We start from the raw sequence: 17,292 nt of genomic DNA on the forward strand, positions 1-17,292 counted from the left end.
TTATGTCGCTTAAAACCGTTAAATACTTCTCCACTATTATAGTCGCTGCAATCGCAGTTTTCGCCGGATGGTGGATGTGGAATTACTATATGCAATCGCCCTGGACACGTGATGGCAAAGTACGTGCTGAGCAGGTCAGCATCACGCCGCAGGTGTCAGGCAGCATTAGCGAACTCTATGTAAAAGATAACCAGTTTGTGAATAAAGGCGATGTCCTTTTTATTATCGACAAGACGCCATTTCACATTGCTGAACTGAATGCGCAAGCGCAACTGGCAAAAGCGCAGTCTGACCTGGCGAAAGCCAATAACGAAGCCAACCGCCGCCGTCATTTATCGCAAAATTACATCTCAGCCGAGGATCTGGATACCGCAAATCTCAACGTGAAAGCCATGCAGGCAAGCGTTGAAGCAGCAGAAGCCAGTCTGCGCCAGGCCCAGTGGCAACTGACGCAAACGGTGGTCAAATCCCCCGTGGCGGGCTGGGTCACAAACCTGTCTACCCGTACCGGTGATTACGCTTCAACCGGTAAGCCCCTGTTTGCCCTTGTCGACAGTCACTCTTTTTATGTGATGGGGTATTTTGAAGAAACCAAATTGCGCCATATTCGAGAAGGCGCACCTGCGACGATTACGCTCTACAGTGGCAATATAAAGTTACAGGGTCACGTTTCCAGTATTGGCCGTGCCATCTACGATCAAAGTGTGGAAAGTGATTCCGGCCTGATTCCCGACATCAAACCCAACGTGCCGTGGGTGCGTCTGGCGCAGCGTGTCCCGGTACGCATCGAATTCGACGCCTTGCCGCGGGAGGTCACGCTTGTGTCAGGTACAACCTGCAGCGTATCCATCGGCCAGCGTAAATGAAACAGCCCCGCCTGACACCAGGCAATTTGCCGTGGTTTAAAGCCACAGCGGCACAGTGGCGTTATGCGCTGCGTAACACCATTGCGATGTGTCTGGCGTTAACTTTTGCTTATTATCTGAATCTGGACGAGCCCTACTGGGCGATGACCTCGGCGGCGGTGGTTAGTTTTCCCACCGTTGGCGGGGTTATCAGCAAAAGTCTGGGTCGCGTGGCGGGTAGCCTACTGGGAGCCACCGCCGCATTGATTATTGCCGGTCATACTCTCAATGAGCCGTGGCTGTTTTTGCTGAGCATGTCAGTGTGGATCGGTTTTTGTACCTGGGCATGCGCGCACTTCACCAATAACGTTGCCTACGCCTTTCAACTGGCGGGTTATACGGCGGCGATCATTGCGTTTCCCATGGTCAATACCGTGGAAATTACGCAGTTATGGGATATCGCGCAGGCACGCGTGTGTGAAGTCATCGTCGGTATCCTGTGTGGCGGCGTGATGATGATGATCCTGCCCAGCACCTCCGATGGCACCACGTTACTGACTGCATTGAAAAACATGCATTCACGTTTACTGGAACATGCCAGTCTACTCTGGCAACCAGAAACCACGGATGCCATTCGCACAGCCCATGAAGGTGTTATCGGGCAGATTCTGACCATGAACCTGCTGCGTATTCAGGCATTCTGGAGTCATTACCGCTTTCGTCGCCAGAATGCTTTGCTCAATTCGCTGTTGCACCAGCAGTTACGGATGACCAGCGTGATTTCCAGTCTGCGCAGGATGCTGCTGAACTGGCCTAATCCCCCGTCCAACACCCGGGAAATCATCGAGCAGTTGCTCAGCGAACTAATAAAATCCAATGCGAATAGCTACACCGTCGCATGTATTATTGCCCCGCTGCGGCCCGTCGATGCCCGCGACTATCGACACGTCGCCTTCTGGCAACGACTGCGTTATTTTTGTCGGCTCTACCTGCGCAGCAGTCATTATCTGCATTTACTGGAAAATGGTGTTACCGCCGAGCGTATTAATATCGCCCGCACGCCGGGACTTGCCCGTCATACCGATAATGCGGAAGCTATCTGGAGCGGGTTGCGTACGTTCTGCACTTTGATGCTTATCGGCGCATGGAGCATTGGTGCACAATGGGAATCAGGCTCTGGCGCACTCACGCTCGCCGCGATCAGCAGTGTGCTGTATTCCGCCGTTGCCACACCGTTCAAGTCGCTTTCTTTGCTGATGCGTACGCTGGTTCTACTGTCGCTATTTAGCTTTGTAGTTAAGTTTGGCCTGATGGTGCAAATTTCCGACCTTTGGCAGTTTATTCTCTTTCTCTTCCCACTACTCGCCACCATGCAACTGTTGAAGCTACAAATGCCTGCCCTGGCAGGTCTTTGGGGGCAGCTGATTGTATTTATGGGTTCGTTTATCGCGGTGACCAATCCGCCGGTATATGATTTTGCTGATTTCCTGAATGACAATATGGCGAAAATCACCGGCGTGGCGCTGTCATGGCTGGCCTTCGCCATTCTGCGCCCCGGATCGGATGCACGGAAAAGTCGCCGCCATATTCGCGCCCTGCGCCGGGATTTTGTCGATCAGCTCAGCCGACATCCATCACTGAGTGAAAACGAATTTGAATCGCTGACGTATCATCACGTCAGCCAGCTCAGCAACAGTCAGGATGCGCTGGCGCGACGCTGGTTATTACGTTGGGGGGTCGTTTTACTGAACTGCTCGCATGTGGTGTGGCAACTGCGCACCTGGGAGGCGCGTTCCGATCCGCTGGCTCGCGTCAGGGACGTGTGTATCTCGCTGCTGCGCGATGTAATGAGCGAACGTGGCGTCCAGCAACGACCACTGAATGCCACGCTGAATGAGCTACAGCGCATCTGCGATACGCTTGCCCACCATCATCAACCCGCTGCGCAGGAACTGTCGGCACTGGTCTGGCGGCTACACTGCTCGCTTTCACAACTCGAACAGGCGCCGCCGCCGGGTACTCTCAGTCGTTGATTATTTGATAACACCACAGGCGTAGCGCGCTCCGCCACCGCCAAGCGGTTTCGGTTGATCGGACATATTATCGCCGCCCACATGGATCATCAGCGCTTTGCCTTTAACCTCATCGATCGTTTTCAGCCGCGGCGCAACGACCGGCGTTGTGGCGTTACCTTCGTTATTCACCACCAATAGCGGCAGGTCGCCCATATGACCTGCGCCTTCCGGGCCTTCATGTTTACCGGTTTGATGCGGATCATAATGGCCACCAGCCGATTCTGCGGCTGAGGCTTTCCCTTCTTTAATCGCGGGTTGGCAGCTGCCATTCATATGCACATGGAAGCCATGTTCACCTGGCGGCAACGCTTTCAGATCGGGCGTAAACTCCAGCCCCTTTGCGGTTTCAGCAATAGTGACCGTACCAATCGCCTGGCCGACGCCTTGCGACGTGACCAGATTCATCGTCACTTTTTCTTCATTGGCAGCCTGCGCACCTGCACAGGCGAGTAGAGTGATGATGGCCAAACTCAAACGCTTCATAAGACCTCCGTCCAAAAGGTGTCTGATTGTTAAGTGTAAACCAGTGACACAATTTTGAACGGAGATGCGCCAAAAACGCGATTAGGGTACGTCGTAACCCAGCGCCGCTTTACGAATGCGGAACCATTGCTGGCGAGACATGTTCAGCGACTCAGACTCAATGGCAGCACGTACACGCTCTATTTTTCCTGAGCCAATAATCGGCAGCGGCTGAGACGGCAGACGTAAAATCCAGGCGTATACCACCTGCTCAATAGATTGCGCATTCAACTCTTCAGCAATCACGGCAAGCTCATTACGTAAAGGCTGGAAAGCATCATCATTAAACAGGCGACCACCGCCGAGACAGGACCAGGCCATCGGGCGAATGCGCAGCTGTTGCAGTTGATCTAAAGTACCATCCAACAGGAGCGGCTGATGTACTGGTGAAATTTCTACCTGGTTGGTCGCCAGAGTAAACGACAGACGCGATTGCAGCAATGAGAACTGTGCCGGGGTGAAGTTGGAGACGCCAAAGTGACGCACTTTGCCACTATGGTGCAATTTTTTAAAAGCGTCGGCGACATCGTCAGCATCCATAAGCGGATCGGGACGGTGGATCAGCAGCAGATCAATATGATCGGTCGCCAGCAGCTTCAGCGACTCTTCCGCACTGGCAATAATATGTGCACTGTCGGTGATGTAGTGGCCCAGCGCATTTTCCGCGCGCGCCGTCGTCGCGATCCCGCATTTGGTCACAATCTGCATTTTTTCACGCAAATGCGGAGCCAGTTTCATTGCTTCACCAAACGCCGCTTCACACTGGTATCCACCGTAAATATCGGCGTGATCGACGGTGGTCACGCCAAGATCCAGATGCGCTTCAATAAAGCTGACTAGCTGGCGCGCGGACATATTCCAGTCCATCAGGCGCCAGTACCCCATCACAAAGCGAGAAAATTCCGGGCCTTGCGGCGCAATAGTAATACGCTGAACCATAGCAGCTTCCTTTTAAGTGAATGTGCCTCGAGTATACGCAATTACGCTTTTAAAAGAGTGAAGGTTGTTGCGGTTCTTCCGAAGGGTTGGCTTTGTTTGCACGTAATTTACGCATCAGGCGCTGACGACAAAGCCGCAGCACTTCCTGCTTTTGGGTATCGCTCATCTTTTGCCAGTTAAAACGCTCATCCCGACTGCGAAAACAGCCACGGCAAAAGCCGCGTTCGTCAGACTGACATATTCCACGGCATGGGCTCTGGACGGGGAAAAACTCCAGCTGTTCGGCCACATCCCCTCCTTTAATAAGATTGATATACCTATTGAAGACGTTAACTGAATTTCTCGCAAGCGCTATTGCATTAGACCGACTGGTCTATTACACTCCTTCCCATGAACAAAATCACTGAACACGATACACGCGAACATCTGCTGGCGACTGGCGAACTGCTGTGTATGCAGCGCGGCTTCACCGGCATGGGGTTAAGCGAACTACTGAAAACCGCTGAAGTACCCAAAGGTTCGTTTTATCATTACTTTCGCTCTAAAGAAGCGTTCGGTGTCGCGATGCTGGAACGCCACTATGCGGCCTATCATCAGCGACTGGCTACGCACTTTGATACGGGAGCGGGAAACTACCGCGATCGCATTCTGGCCTACTATCAGGAAACCCTGAACCAGTTTAGCCAGCACGGCATTATTAGCGGCTGTTTAACTGTAAAACTGTCTGCCGAAGTGTGCGATCTGTCAGAAGATATGCGCACAGCGATGGATAAAGGCGCGCGGCACATTATTGTGCTGTTAGCGCAGGCGCTGGAGAAAGGTCAGGCCAGCCATTGTCTGTCTTTTGTTGGCGAACCGTTACAGCAGGCGCAGGTACTGTATGCGCTGTGGCTTGGCGCCAACCTGCAGGCCAAGATTTCTCGTAGCGCCACTCCGCTGGAAAATGCGCTGGCGCACGTTAAAAACATCATCACAACGCCTGCCGTTTAACAGGCGTTTTTATTTTCTTTATCACTAGACGACCGGTCTATTCAGGAGTACCACATGTCATCTGAAAAACTGTTTTCCCCACTGAAAGTGGGTGCCATTACGGCAGCAAACCGCGTATTTATGGCGCCACTGACGCGTCTGCGCAGTATTGAGCCTGGCGACATCCCTACTCCGCTGATGGCCGAGTATTACCGTCAACGCGCCAGCGCGGGTCTTATCATCAGCGAAGCGACGCAGATTTCCGCACAGGCTAAAGGCTATGCCGGAGCACCCGGCTTACACAGCGAAGCGCAAATTGCCGCATGGAAGAAAATCACTGCTGCCGTACACGCTGAGCAAGGTCATATTGCTGTCCAGTTGTGGCACACTGGACGCATCTCTCACGCCAGTCTGCAGCCAAACGGTCGAGCTCCAGTTGCACCTTCCGCGATTAGCGCTGGAACCCGCACCTCGCTGCGCGATGAAAACGGCCTGGCAACGCGTGCCGATACCTCAATGCCGCGTGCGCTGGAAACCGAAGAGATTCCGGGCATCGTTAATGACTTCCGTCAGGCGATAGCCAATGCGCGCGAAGCGGGTTTCGATATGGTTGAACTGCACTCTGCCCACGGCTACCTGCTGCACCAGTTCCTGTCGCCAACGTCTAACCAGCGTACCGATCAATACGGTGGCAGCGTCGAAAATCGTGCGCGTCTGGTACTGGAAGTGGTTGATGCCGGAATTAAAGAATGGGGTGCCGATCGCATTGGTATTCGCGTCTCCCCGATTGGCACTTTCCAGAACGTAGACAATGGTCCAAACGAAGAAGCCGATGCGCTGTATCTGATTGAACAATTGGGCAAGCGCGGAATCGCTTACCTGCACATGTCTGAGCCGGACTGGGCCGGTGGCGAGCCGTATTCCGATGCGTTCCGCGAAAAAGTTCGCGCGCGCTTCCACGGCCCTATCATTGGTGCTGGTGCTTACACCCCAGAAAAAGCAGAAGCGCTGATCGAGAAAGGTCTGATCGACGCCGTTGCTTTTGGTCGCGCCTATATTGCTAACCCGGATCTGGTGGCGCGTCTGCAACGAAAAGCAGAACTGAATCCGCAACGTGCCGAGAGTTTCTACGGCGGCGGCGCGGAAGGTTACACCGACTATCCTACCCTCTAACGTCACAATCTCCGTTCTGCCATTGATAGCGGCGTAACAACGCCGCTATACTAAAACAACATTTTGAATGTATTAGCCATTTTCGAAGGGGAAAAAGATGCGTTTACTCCATACCATGCTGCGCGTGGGTGACCTGCAGCGTTCCATCGAGTTTTATACCAACGTGCTGGGCATGAAGCTGCTGCGTACCAGCGAAAACCCTGAATACAAGTACTCTCTGGCTTTTGTCGGCTACGGTCCTGAAACCAGTGAAGCAGTAATCGAACTGACCTATAACTGGGGTGTCGACAAGTATGATCTGGGTACTGCCTATGGCCATATCGCCCTGAGCGTAGACAACGCGGCTGAAGCCTGTGAACGTATTCGCCAGAATGGCGGTAACGTAACGCGTGAAGCAGGTCCAGTAAAAGGCGGCACCACAGTGATTGCGTTCGTTGAAGATCCGGACGGCTACAAAATTGAGCTGATCGAAGAGAAAGACGCCGGGCGCGGCCTGGGCGATTAATCTCCCCCTCGGGCGCAGATCGTCTGTGCCCATAGTTTTATACTCATCATTTTGCCATAATACGCGCTGCAATTTTCCCGTATTAAGAGACCCAGATGTCCGATAACGCTCAACTTTCCGGTCTGTGTGACCGTTTTCGTGGTTTTTATCCTGTCGTCATTGATGTCGAAACCGCAGGGTTCAATGCCAAAACCGATGCGCTGCTTGAGATTGCCGCCATCACACTGAAAATGGATGAACAAGGCTGGCTGATGCCGGACACGACGTTACATTTCCACGTAGAGCCGTTTGAAGGTGCCAATTTGCAACCGGAAGCGCTCGCCTTTAACGGTATTGACCCTAACAATCCGCTACGCGGTGCGGTCAGCGAATATGATGCTCTGCATGCCATCTTCAAAATGGTGCGTAAAGGAATTAAAGACAGCGGCTGCAATCGGGCGATCATGGTGGCGCATAACGCTACGTTCGACCACAGTTTCATGATGGCTGCAGCAGAACGCGCCTCGCTCAAACGTAATCCGTTCCACCCATTTGTAACCTTTGATACGGCGGCATTAAGCGGTCTGTCTCTGGGGCAGACGGTGTTGTCAAAAGCGTGCCTGGCGGCGGGAATGGAGTTTGACGGGAATCAGGCGCACTCAGCGCTGTATGACACCGAACGCACGGCCGTGCTGTTTTGCGAAATCGTTAACCGCTGGAAACGTCTCGGCGGTTGGCCTCTTCCCGTGCCTGAAGAAGCGTAACGGCGACATAAAAAAAGCGACCATTTCAGGTCGCTTTTTTACTTCTGCTGGTATTACTCAGCGTCCGGCTCTTCGGTTTTGTATTTTGCTGCTGTTTCTTTAATCAGCTGCTGCAACTCACCGCGCTGGTACATTTCGATCAGAATGTCACAACCGCCAACCAGCTCACCATCAACCCACAGCTGTGGGAAAGTTGGCCAGTTTGCGTATTTCGGCAGTTCGGCGCGAATATCCGGGTTCTGCAGAATATCAACATAAGCAAAGCGTTCACCACAGGCTGACAGCGCCTGCACAGCCTGTGCGGAGAAACCGCAGCTTGGCAGTTTAGGGGAACCTTTCATGTACAGGAGAATCGGGTTTTCAGCGATCTGGCGCTGGATTTTTTCGATAGTGGTGCTCATTATCTTGCTTCCTTAAACTTCTTTTACGGCAGTAGTCTGACATTGTAACGGGTCAGACAGGCAACGGAAAATAACATTTTCATTACGCGTTATTATTTTATCCCCTGACGCTAAAAGTTGCATTCACAATCTCACTTATCCCCTTCAAACATGTGGATTTGATTATCTGTTCACCAATTCTATCTCTATTTGCTGTTTTTTTTTGCGGTCGGTTACGAAACGCAGTTTTAAACTAAAAAAGCTATTAACTTTCCCTCTTTCTATAGATTAGAATCGTCAAGTTTTGAAAATCACACGCAGGCACGATAGACCTGCCTTACCAGAGGACTGCTCAGTGGCGCGGATAAACCGAATCTCGATCACGCTCTGTGCTTTACTTTTTACTACACTGCCCTTTACGCCTATGGCTCATGCTTCCAAGCAGGCCAGGACGACACCTACCAATTCTCACACCATCAAAACGGTAGATAAAAAGAAAAGCGCAACAACCAGCCAAAAAACAACAAAGACCAGTAAGAAAACGGCGACAAAAACCACCAGCAAAACCAGCACCAAAACCGCTTCCTCTTCTAAAAAACGCACTGCCACTCCGGCAAAGTCGACTAAAACTGCAAATCGCCGTGGTAAAACTGCCGCAGCACAAACCGCAGCCGTTACCTGGACGGAAAAATGCACACCGCGCAAAGGTCATAAACCACGCTGCGTGAAGATGAAAACCACTGCACCGACTACGCTTGCTGATGCACATAAAGTGAAAGTGCAGAAAGCGACTAAAACCGCTATGTCCACCTTGATGAACCAAATCGGCAAACCTTATCGTTGGGGCGGCTCCTCGCCAAGAACCGGGTTTGACTGCAGCGGTCTGGTTTATTACGCCTATAAAGATCTGGTGAAGTTCCGCATTCCGCGTACCGCGAATGAAATGTACCATCTGCGTGATGCCGCACCAATTGAACGTGGCGAACTGAAAAATGGTGATCTGGTATTCTTTCGTACCCAGGGTCGCGGAACAGCCGATCACGTCGGCGTCTACGTCGGCAACGGTAAGTTTATTCAGTCACCGCGCAGCGGGCAGGAAATTCAAATCACCTCTCTGAGCGAAGATTACTGGCAGCGCCACTATGTGGGCGCTCGTCGGGTAATGACGCCAAAAACAATTCGCTAAAAACTTACCCTACAGAACATGCTGTAGGGTAAGTTCTTCTTTTGCATAACCTTTCAATTTGCTACCCTATCCTTACTCACAATGAGGCTATTGTGTGTACTCAATATAAATAATAAGGAGAGAAGCAATGTCGTTTGAATTACCTGCATTACCGTATGCCAAAGATGCTCTGGCACCGCACATTTCTGCCGAAACGCTGGAATATCACTATGGCAAACACCATCAAACCTACGTGACCAATCTGAACAATCTGATTAAAGGCACGGCGTTTGAAGGCAAATCACTGGAAGAGATCGTTCGTAGCTCTGAAGGCGGTGTATTCAATAACGCAGCACAAGTATGGAACCACACGTTCTACTGGAACTGCCTGGCACCGAACGCAGGTGGCGAACCAACCGGTAAACTAGCCGATGCAATCGCCGCTTCCTTTGGCAGCTTTGCAGATTTCAAAGCGCAATTCACCGATGCAGCTATCAAAAACTTCGGTTCTGGCTGGACCTGGCTGGTTAAAGGAACTGATGGCAAACTGGCTATCGTTTCCACCTCCAACGCAGGTACTCCGCTGACTACCGACGCGACGCCGCTGATGACCGTTGACGTGTGGGAACACGCCTACTACATCGACTATCGCAATGCTCGTCCTGGCTACCTGGAACATTTCTGGGCACTGGTGAACTGGGAATTTGTTGCGAATAACTTCGCAGCATAAAAAAGATAACGCAGAAGGACTTCCTTCTGCGTTTTTGCATTAATTCACGATAGTGAAAGCCTCTTCAGGCTGTCTTCTTGCGGATATGAACACCAGCAGCAGCGCAAGTCCCGCCACAATCGCCCCCATCACCGGCACAAAACTGTAGCCCAGGCCGCCAGATATCACCGCCCCACCGGCCGCTGCACCAAGGGCGTTCCCCAGATTAAACGCGCCAATATTGACTGACGATGATAATCCAGGCGCTTCGCTGGCAACGCGCATCACACGCATCTGCAACGGTGGAACGACCGCAAACGTCGCCGCGCCCCAGACCACCATACTGACCGCCGCTCCCAGCTCATTACGCGCAAGGAAAGGAATGGCCAGCATAATAACCATCAGCAGCAGTAAAAAGCCTTTCAGCGTACCGTTGACTGAACGGTCAGCCAGTTTGCCGCCAAAATAGTTACCGATCGAGAAGCCAACGCCTATCAACACCAGCATCCCGGTAACAAATGCCGGTGTAGCATGAGTGATAGTATGCAGAACCGGCGAGATGTAGGTATACAGCGTGAACATCGCCCCAGCACCCAGTACGGTAGTCAGTAACGCCGACAGCACCTGTGGGCGCATAAGTACCGCCAGTTCGCTACGGACATCCGGGCGCTCTCCTGCTCCACCCTTGGGTAATGAGAAGAACAGGCTGACCATCGCAATGACACCCAGCCCCGCAGTGGCCATAAACGACATGCGCCAGCCGATGGTTTCACCAAGCCAGGTCGCCGCCGGAACGCCGCCAATATTGGCGATGGTTAACCCCATAAACATCGTTGCCACGGCGCTGGCCTGCTTATGTTTGGGTACCACACTGGCTGCAACCACAGAACCGAGACCAAAAAAGGCTCCATGGTTAAGACTGGTCAAAATACGCGATAGCATCAGCGTGGTGTAATCCGGCGAGATAGCCGAAAGCACATTACCCAGCGTGAAAATCGCCATCAGGAATATCAAAGCATTACGTCGCGCACGATGAGACAGCAGCAATGTCATCAGCGGTGCACCTACCATCACACCTACCGCATAAGCGCTGATCAGCATGCCAGCCGCCGGAATCGAGACGTCCACACCTTTAGCAATGACGGGCAATAACCCCATTGGCGAAAACTCGGTGGTGCCAATACCAAACGCCCCGATTGCCAGCGCCAGTAAAGGGTAATTGATTTTCATATTTCGACTCCGTTTCGTCGAGCCGTGGCACGACATAAAATAAGAGTCAAAAGCATGACATTGATCGCAAAATTAATAAAGTTAACAAAACTGCAAAAGACTTTTGCTTATTCGCAAACAATAGAGGGGAAAAACGAATCGAAGGGATGAGGGAGAGCTAACTCCCTCGGGGGAATCAATGCAGCGCTGCGGTCAGACCACCCGCGACGATCAAACCCAGAACAATAATGGTAGTCACTAACGAAAATTTCAGATCGGTGCTCATCAAGTTTTCTCCTTTTTATTCCCACACAAAAAGTGATATTGCGCATTTTTACACACTTGAAAGCAAAAATCTCTCACGATTTATATTGATAACTGCTTTTAACTCTTCCCCTTTTCGTTAAGATCAGACAAAATTCCACGCTTACTTGATTAGCGTACCGGCCATTGACCCCTTCCTGACGTTCCGTGTCGTTTTCCCGGCGTGCCGCAACCCTTACGTTGCGATAAGGGTATGTAAAGGCAAACGTTTACCTGGAGTATTCTCAGGAGCTTAGGATATGGTCTGGAGTGAGATGTAATGGCAACAATTAAAGATGTAGCGAAGCGAGCAAACGTTTCCACTACAACCGTATCACACGTAATTAACAAGACGCGCTTTGTCGCGGAAGAAACACGTAATGCTGTCTGGGCAGCGATCAAAGAACTGCACTATTCTCCGAGCGCAGTTGCCCGCAGCCTGAAGGTAAATCACACCAAGTCTATCGGCTTGCTGGCGACCAGCAGCGAAGCGGCCTATTTCGCCGAAATTATCGAAGCCGTTGAGAAAAACTGTTTCCAGAAAGGCTATACCCTGATCCTGGGTAACGCATGGAACAGTCTCGAAAAACAGCAGGCTTATCTGTCGATGATGGCGCAAAAGCGCGTTGATGGTCTGCTGGTGATGTGTTCTGAGTATCCGGAGTCGCTGCTTTCGATGCTCGAAGAGTATCGCCATATCCCGATGGTCGTCATGGACTGGGGCGAAGCAAAAGCCGACTTTACTGATACGGTCATTGATAACGCCTTCGAAGGCGGTTACATGGCGGGTCGGTATCTGGTAGAACGCGGTCATCGTGAGATTGGCGTGATCCCTGGCCCAATGGAACGTAACACCGGGGCTGGGCGTCTGGCTGGCTTTATGAAAGCGATGGAAGAAGCGCTGATTAAAGTGCCTGAAAACTGGATTGTCCAGGGCGATTTTGAGCCTGAATCCGGCTACCGCGCCATGCAGCAAATTCTGTCGCAGTCTCATCGTCCGACCGCGGTCTTCTGCGGTGGCGATATTATGGCAATGGGTGCGCTGTGCGCCGCTGACGAAATGGGACTGCGCGTACCGCAGGATGTCTCACTCATCGGCTACGACAACGTGCGCAACGCCCGCTTCTTCACGCCGGCCTTGACGACCATTCACCAGCCGAAGGATTCACTGGGTGAAACGGCCTTCAACATGCTGTTAGACCGTATCGTGAATAAACGTGAAGAGTCACAGTCTATCGAGGTGCATCCGCGCCTGGTTGAGCGTCGCTCCGTTGCCGACGGTCCGTTCCGCGATTACCGCCGTTAAGCCTGTTGTGCGGGAGTCTCATCTGGCTCCCGCAGCCATTCCTTGTTCAACGTTTCACTATCCCCTAAATAGTCCAGCAGCCAACTCAATGCTGGTGACGTATCGTTCTGCTGCCATGTCAGACAACATGCGGCATCAGGAAAGGGGTTCTCCAGTTGCAGTGCAACCCATTTACCACTATCGATCCACGGCTTGGCAAAATGCGTCGGTACCATGCCCACGCACAATCCCGCGGACAAACAGGTCGCAGAGGATTCCCAATCCGGCACGACGACGCGCTTTTGGTTGTCCAGCAGCCAGGTAATACGCTTCGGCAATGTTCGGGAGGTATCTTCGCGCACCAGTGACGGCCAGTTGCGCAACGTGTCATCACTTAACGGTCCGGGCATTGACGCCAGTGGGTGATGACTGGCTACCACGCAGCTCCAGCTCAGCATTCCCATATCGCGGAAGGTATAGCGCCCCCCGACCGGAATGGCCTGTGTGGCCCCGATGGCCAGCTCCACACGCCCATCAGACAGTGCGTCCCACACGCCGTTAAACACTTCCTGAAAAACTAACAACTCCACATCATCAAAGTGACGGTAGAAATCCACGATCATCTGTCGGGTACGATCCGGGCGGACAATGTTATCGACGGCGATCGCCAGCTGTCCGCGCCAGCCGTTGGCAATTTGCTGACATTGCTGGCGCGTGATCTGCATTTTTTTGATAACAGAGCGGCCTTCTTTTAAAAACCATGCCCCGGCAGGCGTTAATTCCACATCCCGATGGCGTCGCTCAAAAAGTGGCACCGCTAGCCATTCTTCCAGCTGGCGTACGGTGTAGCTTACTGCCGAAGGTACACGGTGCAGCTCCTGCGCGGCCGAACTAAAACTGCCGTTACGCGCAACCGCATCAACCACTTCAAGTGAATATTCCGACCACATATTCTGCCTGCAAAAAATTTGAAATCAGTAAGCAAATATTAGCGTTTCACAGCGAGAATTACACTCACTACACTCAGCGGCATTGTTCTACTGCTAAAAAAGAGAAATGATGATGCAACCTGGGAAAGGGTTTTTAGTCTGGCTGGCAGGTCTTAGCGTGCTCGGTTTTCTGGCAACGGATATGTATCTACCTGCCTTTGCTGCTATTCAGTCCGATCTGCAAACACCTGCATCTGCCGTCAGCGCCAGCCTGAGCTTGTTCTTAGCGGGGTTTGCCGTCGCGCAACTGCTGTGGGGGCCGCTTTCTGACCACTATGGTCGCAAGCCTATTTTGCTGCTGGGTTTATCTATCTTCGCACTGGGTAGTCTGGGCATGCTATGGGTTGAAAACGCCACTGGTCTGCTGGTACTGCGATTTGTTCAGGCCGTTGGCGTCTGTGCGGCATCGGTTATCTGGCAAGCGCTGGTTACCGATTATTATCCTTCACAAAAAGTAAACCGCATCTTTGCCACTATTATGCCGCTGGTCGGGTTATCTCCTGCACTCGCCCCGCTATTAGGCAGTTGGATCCTGGTACATTTTTCCTGGCAGGCCATTTTTGCCACTCTGTTTGCCATTACTCTGATTCTGATGCTTCCGGCTCTGCGTCTCAAGCCAACGGCTAAAGCGCGCGATGACAGCCAGGATAAACTGACTTTCGCTACCTTGCTGCGCTCGAAAACTTACCGTGGAAACGTGCTGATTTATGCCGCCTGTTCCGCGAGCTTTTTCGCATGGCTGACAGGTTCCCCGTTCATCCTCAGCGAAATGGGTTATAGCCCAGCGGTAATTGGTCTGAGCTATGTTCCGCAAACTATCGCCTTCTTAATTGGTGGTTACGGCTGTCGTGCAGCGCTGCAAAAATGGCAGGGTCGTCAGCTGCTGCCCTGGTTACTCATTCTGTATGCCTTCAGCGTTGTAGGCACCTGGGCGACCGGCTTTATTCATCATGTTGCATTGGCTGAAATCCTGATCCCATTCTGCGTTATGGCGATTGCGAACGGCGCAATCTACCCTATCGTTGTCGCGCAGGCATTACGCCCTTTCCCACAGGCCACTGGACGCGCAGCCGCATTGCAGAATACGCTGCAACTGGGTTTATGCTTCCTGGCAAGCCTTGTCGTTTCCTGGTTGATTGCCACCCCACTGCTCACCACCACCAGCGTTATGCTGACAACAGTATTGCTGGCTGCTGTGGGTTACAAAATGCAGTCGCAGAAAACTGACGCCCCGCAAACAGATGATCGTGCGCAAGTTGCCCACGGAGAGTCGCACTAATAATGGTTGCGGGCATTTAGTTAGCCCGCTAACAATTATTGGTTGAATCGTCAAAAATTCAGGCATATACTGATTTTCAGTTGTTAAAAAAACGATAATTTTAATGCGTTAACGGGGACAAGAACGTTCCCGTTTTACCACGGATGGCCTTTTCGGCAAGGGTTTCTCCCTTCCTCTGTTCTACGTCGGATTATAGATTCGCGGATTAATTCCGTGAGATTTCTCACAAAGCCCAAAAAAGCGTCTACGCTGTTTTAAGGTTCTGATCACCGACCAGTGATGGAGAAGCTATGAGTTCATCATGTATAGAAGACGTCAGCGTACCGGATGATGACTGGTACCGCATTACCAATGAATTATTGAGCCGTGCAGGCATTGCCATTAATGGCAATGCACCGGCTGATATTCGAGTAAAGAACCCCGATTTTTTCAAACGCGTATTGCAGGAAGGATCGTTAGGGTTGGGTGAAAGTTATATGGATGGCTGGTGGGAATGCGACCGGCTGGACATGTTTTTTAGTAAAGTCTTGCGCGCCGGTCTTGAAAACCAACTCCCCCGCCACTTTAAAGATACGCTACGTATCGCCACGGCTCGCCTGTTCAATTTACAGACCAAAAAACGTGCGTGGATGGTCGGCAAAGAACATTACGATTTGGGCAACGATCTCTTTACCCGCATGCTTGACCCTTATATGCAGTATTCCTGCGCCTACTGGAAAGATGCCAACACTCTGGAATCTGCCCAGCAGGCGAAGCTCAAAATGATTGCTGAAAAATTGCAACTGAAGCCAGGAATGCGGGTGCTTGATATTGGCTGTGGCTGGGGTGGTTTATCCCAGTTTATGGCATCGCAATATGGCGTGAGCGTGGTGGGTGTGACCATTTCGGCAGAACAGCAGAAAATGGCACAGGAACGTTGCGCTGGGCTGGATGTCACCATTTTGCTGCAGGATTATCGCGACCTGAACGACAAATTCGACCGCATTGTCTCCGTCGGCATGTTTGAACATGTTGGACCGAAGAACTACGCCACCTATTTTGAGGTGGTCGATCGTAATTTAAAACCGGATGGTCTCTTTTTACTGCACAGCATCGGCTCCAAAAAAACCGACAATAACGTTGATCCGTGGATCAATAAGTATATCTTCCCAAACGGGTGTTTGCCGTCAGTTCGCCAGATTGCCAACGCCAGCGAACCGCATTTTGTGATGGAGGACTGGCATAATTTTGGCGCGGATTACGACACGACGCTGATGGCATGGCACGAGCGTTTCATGAGCTCCTGGCCTGAAATCGCCGATAACTATACCGAACGTTTCAAACGGATGTTCAGCTATTATCTGAACGCCTGCGCCGGGGCGTTTCGTGCTCGAGATATTCAGCTATGGCAGGTGGTATTTTCCCGCGGTGTTGAACACGGTCTGCGCGTTCCCCGCTAATCGTTTTCGCCCCCGTAGCAACGGGGGCTTTACTCTCAGGCTTAGGCTCCCGCTTCGCCCGTTATGTTGCTGATGGCGCTTTCACGCGCCGCCAGGACACGCTCAACGGTATCAACCACCGCCTGCGTTTGGGGATCGATTTCGATATTAACCCGTGCGCCCAGCTTTTTCTTGCCAAGCGTCGTACGCTCCAGCGTTTCCGGGATCAAATGTACACAGAAACGCGTCGGCGTCACTTCACCGACCGTCAGACTGATACCGTCAATACCAATAAATCCTTTGTACAGGATATATTTCATCAGCGACGGATCCTGGACTTTAAACCACACCTGACGGTTATTCTCCGAGGTCAGAATTTTCGACACTTCGGCAGTGGTCATAATATGGCCCGACATTAAATGTCCGCCAATCTCATCACTGAATTTTGCCGCACGTTCAACGTTAACCAAATCTCCAACCTTCAGATCGCCCAGGTTGGTGATACGCAGCGTTTCTTTCATCAGGTCGAAGCTTATCTGGTTACCGTTAATTTCGGTGACCGTCAGGCAGCACCCATTGTGGGCAACCGATGCGCCGGTCTCCAGCGCATCCAGCATATATTCAGGCAACTCCACAACATGCGTACGAAAATTTGGTTTTTCATCAATGGACACCAATTTTGCGGTGCCCTGCACAATACCCGTAAACATACTTCCTACTCCTGAACTCAATTAAGACATCTCTGCACAGCACAATAGCAGGTGGAAATTCAGGTTGCCAGCAA

18 protein-coding genes and 1 pseudogene are annotated in these 17,292 nt (G+C 51.8%); 11 read left to right on the top strand and 8 right to left on the bottom strand.

The window, feature by feature from the left end; translation table 11 throughout:
• Window positions 1-2 precede the first annotated feature (2 nt).
• Both OGX97_RS08035 and OGX97_RS08040 read left to right on the top strand, forming a co-directional pair.
• The gene (locus OGX97_RS08035) at window positions 3-866 is read left to right on the top strand and encodes an efflux RND transporter periplasmic adaptor subunit (RefSeq protein WP_048214266.1); all 864 of its coding nucleotides are present in this window, start codon (window positions 3-5) and stop codon (window positions 864-866) included.
• Window positions 863-2,903, top strand: a pseudogene (locus OGX97_RS08040) (FUSC family protein). Before OGX97_RS08035 ends, OGX97_RS08040 begins: the two are co-directional and overlap by 4 nt.
• Here the strand turns inward: OGX97_RS08040 and sodC are convergent.
• From sodC to OGX97_RS08055, 3 genes are all read right to left on the bottom strand, one after another.
• On the bottom strand, window positions 2,879-3,403 hold the full coding sequence (sodC, locus tag OGX97_RS08045; RefSeq protein WP_235123859.1) for a superoxide dismutase [Cu-Zn] SodC: 525 nt from the start codon (window positions 3,401-3,403) through the stop codon (window positions 2,879-2,881). The pseudogene OGX97_RS08040 and the gene sodC sit on opposite strands and share 25 nt — an antisense overlap.
• 81 nt (window positions 3,404-3,484) lie before the next feature.
• The gene (locus OGX97_RS08050; RefSeq protein WP_235123875.1) at window positions 3,485-4,381 is read right to left on the bottom strand and encodes an aldo/keto reductase; all 897 of its coding nucleotides are present in this window, start codon (window positions 4,379-4,381) and stop codon (window positions 3,485-3,487) included.
• A gap of 49 nt (window positions 4,382-4,430) precedes the next feature.
• Window positions 4,431-4,670 (bottom strand): DUF1289 domain-containing protein, encoded by a 240-nt coding sequence (locus OGX97_RS08055; RefSeq protein ID WP_003832768.1) that lies wholly within the window; start codon window positions 4,668-4,670, stop codon window positions 4,431-4,433.
• A gap of 101 nt (window positions 4,671-4,771) precedes the next feature.
• On the opposite strand from OGX97_RS08055, the gene OGX97_RS08060 reads away from it, so the two are divergent.
• The 4 genes from OGX97_RS08060 to rnt all read left to right on the top strand — a co-directional run bounded on the left by OGX97_RS08060 (window position 4,772) and on the right by rnt (window position 7,771).
• Window positions 4,772-5,371 (top strand): TetR/AcrR family transcriptional regulator, encoded by a 600-nt coding sequence (locus tag OGX97_RS08060; protein ID WP_003836447.1) that lies wholly within the window; start codon window positions 4,772-4,774, stop codon window positions 5,369-5,371.
• A gap of 54 nt (window positions 5,372-5,425) precedes the next feature.
• Window positions 5,426-6,523: an alkene reductase gene (locus OGX97_RS08065; protein WP_167819898.1), complete on the top strand. Its 1,098-nt coding sequence runs from the start codon at window positions 5,426-5,428 to the stop codon at window positions 6,521-6,523.
• Between the two features lie 97 nt (window positions 6,524-6,620).
• Window positions 6,621-7,028, top strand: coding sequence for a lactoylglutathione lyase (gene gloA / locus OGX97_RS08070; protein WP_003832762.1), 408 nt, complete (start codon window positions 6,621-6,623; stop codon window positions 7,026-7,028).
• 95 nt (window positions 7,029-7,123) lie between these two features.
• A complete protein-coding gene (rnt, locus tag OGX97_RS08075) occupies window positions 7,124-7,771 on the top strand; it encodes a ribonuclease T (RefSeq protein WP_003029200.1) in 648 nt (215 codons plus the stop codon).
• Between the two features lie 53 nt (window positions 7,772-7,824).
• Here the strand turns inward: rnt and grxD are convergent, their stop codons facing one another.
• Window positions 7,825-8,172, bottom strand: a complete 348-nt coding sequence (gene grxD, locus OGX97_RS08080) for a monothiol glutaredoxin 4 (RefSeq protein ID WP_003832760.1) — start codon at window positions 8,170-8,172, stop codon at window positions 7,825-7,827.
• A 334-nt stretch (window positions 8,173-8,506) separates the two neighbouring features.
• Here grxD and OGX97_RS08085 point away from each other — a divergent pair, with 334 nt between their 5' ends.
• Both OGX97_RS08085 and sodB read left to right on the top strand, forming a co-directional pair.
• A complete protein-coding gene (locus OGX97_RS08085) occupies window positions 8,507-9,337 on the top strand; it encodes a C40 family peptidase (RefSeq protein ID WP_235123877.1) in 831 nt (276 codons plus the stop codon).
• A 127-nt stretch (window positions 9,338-9,464) separates the two neighbouring features.
• Window positions 9,465-10,046: a superoxide dismutase [Fe] gene (gene sodB / locus OGX97_RS08090; RefSeq protein ID WP_235123880.1), complete on the top strand. Its 582-nt coding sequence runs from the start codon at window positions 9,465-9,467 to the stop codon at window positions 10,044-10,046.
• A 39-nt stretch (window positions 10,047-10,085) separates the two neighbouring features.
• On the opposite strand, the gene OGX97_RS08095 is transcribed toward sodB, so the two are convergent.
• Both OGX97_RS08095 and cydH read right to left on the bottom strand, forming a co-directional pair.
• On the bottom strand, window positions 10,086-11,255 hold the full coding sequence (locus tag OGX97_RS08095; protein WP_235123883.1) for an MFS transporter: 1,170 nt from the start codon (window positions 11,253-11,255) through the stop codon (window positions 10,086-10,088).
• Window positions 11,256-11,430: 175 nt separating this feature from the next.
• Entirely contained in the window at window positions 11,431-11,520 is a 90-nt protein-coding gene (cydH, locus tag OGX97_RS08100) for a cytochrome bd-I accessory subunit CydH (RefSeq protein ID WP_003029209.1), read from the bottom strand.
• A gap of 297 nt (window positions 11,521-11,817) precedes the next feature.
• On the opposite strand from cydH, the gene purR reads away from it, so the two are divergent.
• Window positions 11,818-12,843, top strand: a complete 1,026-nt coding sequence (purR, locus tag OGX97_RS08105; protein ID WP_003832757.1) for an HTH-type transcriptional repressor PurR — start codon at window positions 11,818-11,820, stop codon at window positions 12,841-12,843.
• Here purR and punR read toward each other — a convergent pair.
• Window positions 12,840-13,772: a DNA-binding transcriptional activator PunR gene (punR, locus tag OGX97_RS08110; protein ID WP_003029215.1), complete on the bottom strand. Its 933-nt coding sequence runs from the start codon at window positions 13,770-13,772 to the stop codon at window positions 12,840-12,842. The two genes, purR and punR, sit on opposite strands and share 4 nt — an antisense overlap.
• A gap of 112 nt (window positions 13,773-13,884) precedes the next feature.
• Here punR and punC point away from each other — a divergent pair, with 112 nt between their 5' ends.
• The gene (gene punC, locus OGX97_RS08115; protein WP_032943314.1) at window positions 13,885-15,090 is read left to right on the top strand and encodes a purine nucleoside transporter PunC; all 1,206 of its coding nucleotides are present in this window, start codon (window positions 13,885-13,887) and stop codon (window positions 15,088-15,090) included.
• 290 nt (window positions 15,091-15,380) lie between these two features.
• Entirely contained in the window at window positions 15,381-16,529 is a 1,149-nt protein-coding gene (gene cfa, locus OGX97_RS08120; RefSeq protein ID WP_008784662.1) for a cyclopropane fatty acyl phospholipid synthase, read from the top strand.
• Window positions 16,530-16,570: 41 nt separating this feature from the next.
• On the opposite strand, the gene OGX97_RS08125 is transcribed toward cfa, so the two are convergent.
• Window positions 16,571-17,218 carry a riboflavin synthase gene (locus OGX97_RS08125; protein ID WP_003832752.1) on the bottom strand — a complete coding sequence of 216 codons (648 nt, stop codon included), beginning with the start codon at window positions 17,216-17,218 and terminating at the stop codon, window positions 16,571-16,573.
• Window positions 17,219-17,292 lie beyond the last annotated feature (74 nt).

The sequence above is a fragment of the Citrobacter sp. Cpo061 genome, from assembly GCF_030332845.1.
Lineage (GTDB): Bacteria > Pseudomonadota > Gammaproteobacteria > Enterobacterales > Enterobacteriaceae > Citrobacter > Citrobacter portucalensis.

Coding starts and splice junctions, on each gene's coding strand:
- cydH (WP_003029209.1), bottom strand. CDS start 11,520: ATGAGCACCGATCTGAAATTTTCGTTAGTGACTACCATTATTGTTCTG.
- punR (WP_003029215.1), bottom strand. CDS start 13,772: ATGTGGTCGGAATATTCACTTGAAGTGGTTGATGCGGTTGCGCGTAAC.
- OGX97_RS08035 (WP_048214266.1), top strand. CDS start 3: ATGTCGCTTAAAACCGTTAAATACTTCTCCACTATTATAGTCGCTGCA.
- OGX97_RS08125 (WP_003832752.1), bottom strand. CDS start 17,218: ATGTTTACGGGTATTGTGCAGGGCACCGCAAAATTGGTGTCCATTGAT.
- punC (WP_032943314.1), top strand. CDS start 13,885: ATGCAACCTGGGAAAGGGTTTTTAGTCTGGCTGGCAGGTCTTAGCGTG.
- grxD (WP_003832760.1), bottom strand. CDS start 8,172: ATGAGCACCACTATCGAAAAAATCCAGCGCCAGATCGCTGAAAACCCG.
- gloA (WP_003832762.1), top strand. CDS start 6,621: ATGCGTTTACTCCATACCATGCTGCGCGTGGGTGACCTGCAGCGTTCC.
- sodC (WP_235123859.1), bottom strand. CDS start 3,403: ATGAAGCGTTTGAGTTTGGCCATCATCACTCTACTCGCCTGTGCAGGT.
- OGX97_RS08050 (WP_235123875.1), bottom strand. CDS start 4,381: ATGGTTCAGCGTATTACTATTGCGCCGCAAGGCCCGGAATTTTCTCGC.
- OGX97_RS08060 (WP_003836447.1), top strand. CDS start 4,772: ATGAACAAAATCACTGAACACGATACACGCGAACATCTGCTGGCGACT.
- rnt (WP_003029200.1), top strand. CDS start 7,124: ATGTCCGATAACGCTCAACTTTCCGGTCTGTGTGACCGTTTTCGTGGT.
- OGX97_RS08095 (WP_235123883.1), bottom strand. CDS start 11,255: ATGAAAATCAATTACCCTTTACTGGCGCTGGCAATCGGGGCGTTTGGT.
- cfa (WP_008784662.1), top strand. CDS start 15,381: ATGAGTTCATCATGTATAGAAGACGTCAGCGTACCGGATGATGACTGG.
- purR (WP_003832757.1), top strand. CDS start 11,818: ATGGCAACAATTAAAGATGTAGCGAAGCGAGCAAACGTTTCCACTACA.
- OGX97_RS08065 (WP_167819898.1), top strand. CDS start 5,426: ATGTCATCTGAAAAACTGTTTTCCCCACTGAAAGTGGGTGCCATTACG.
- sodB (WP_235123880.1), top strand. CDS start 9,465: ATGTCGTTTGAATTACCTGCATTACCGTATGCCAAAGATGCTCTGGCA.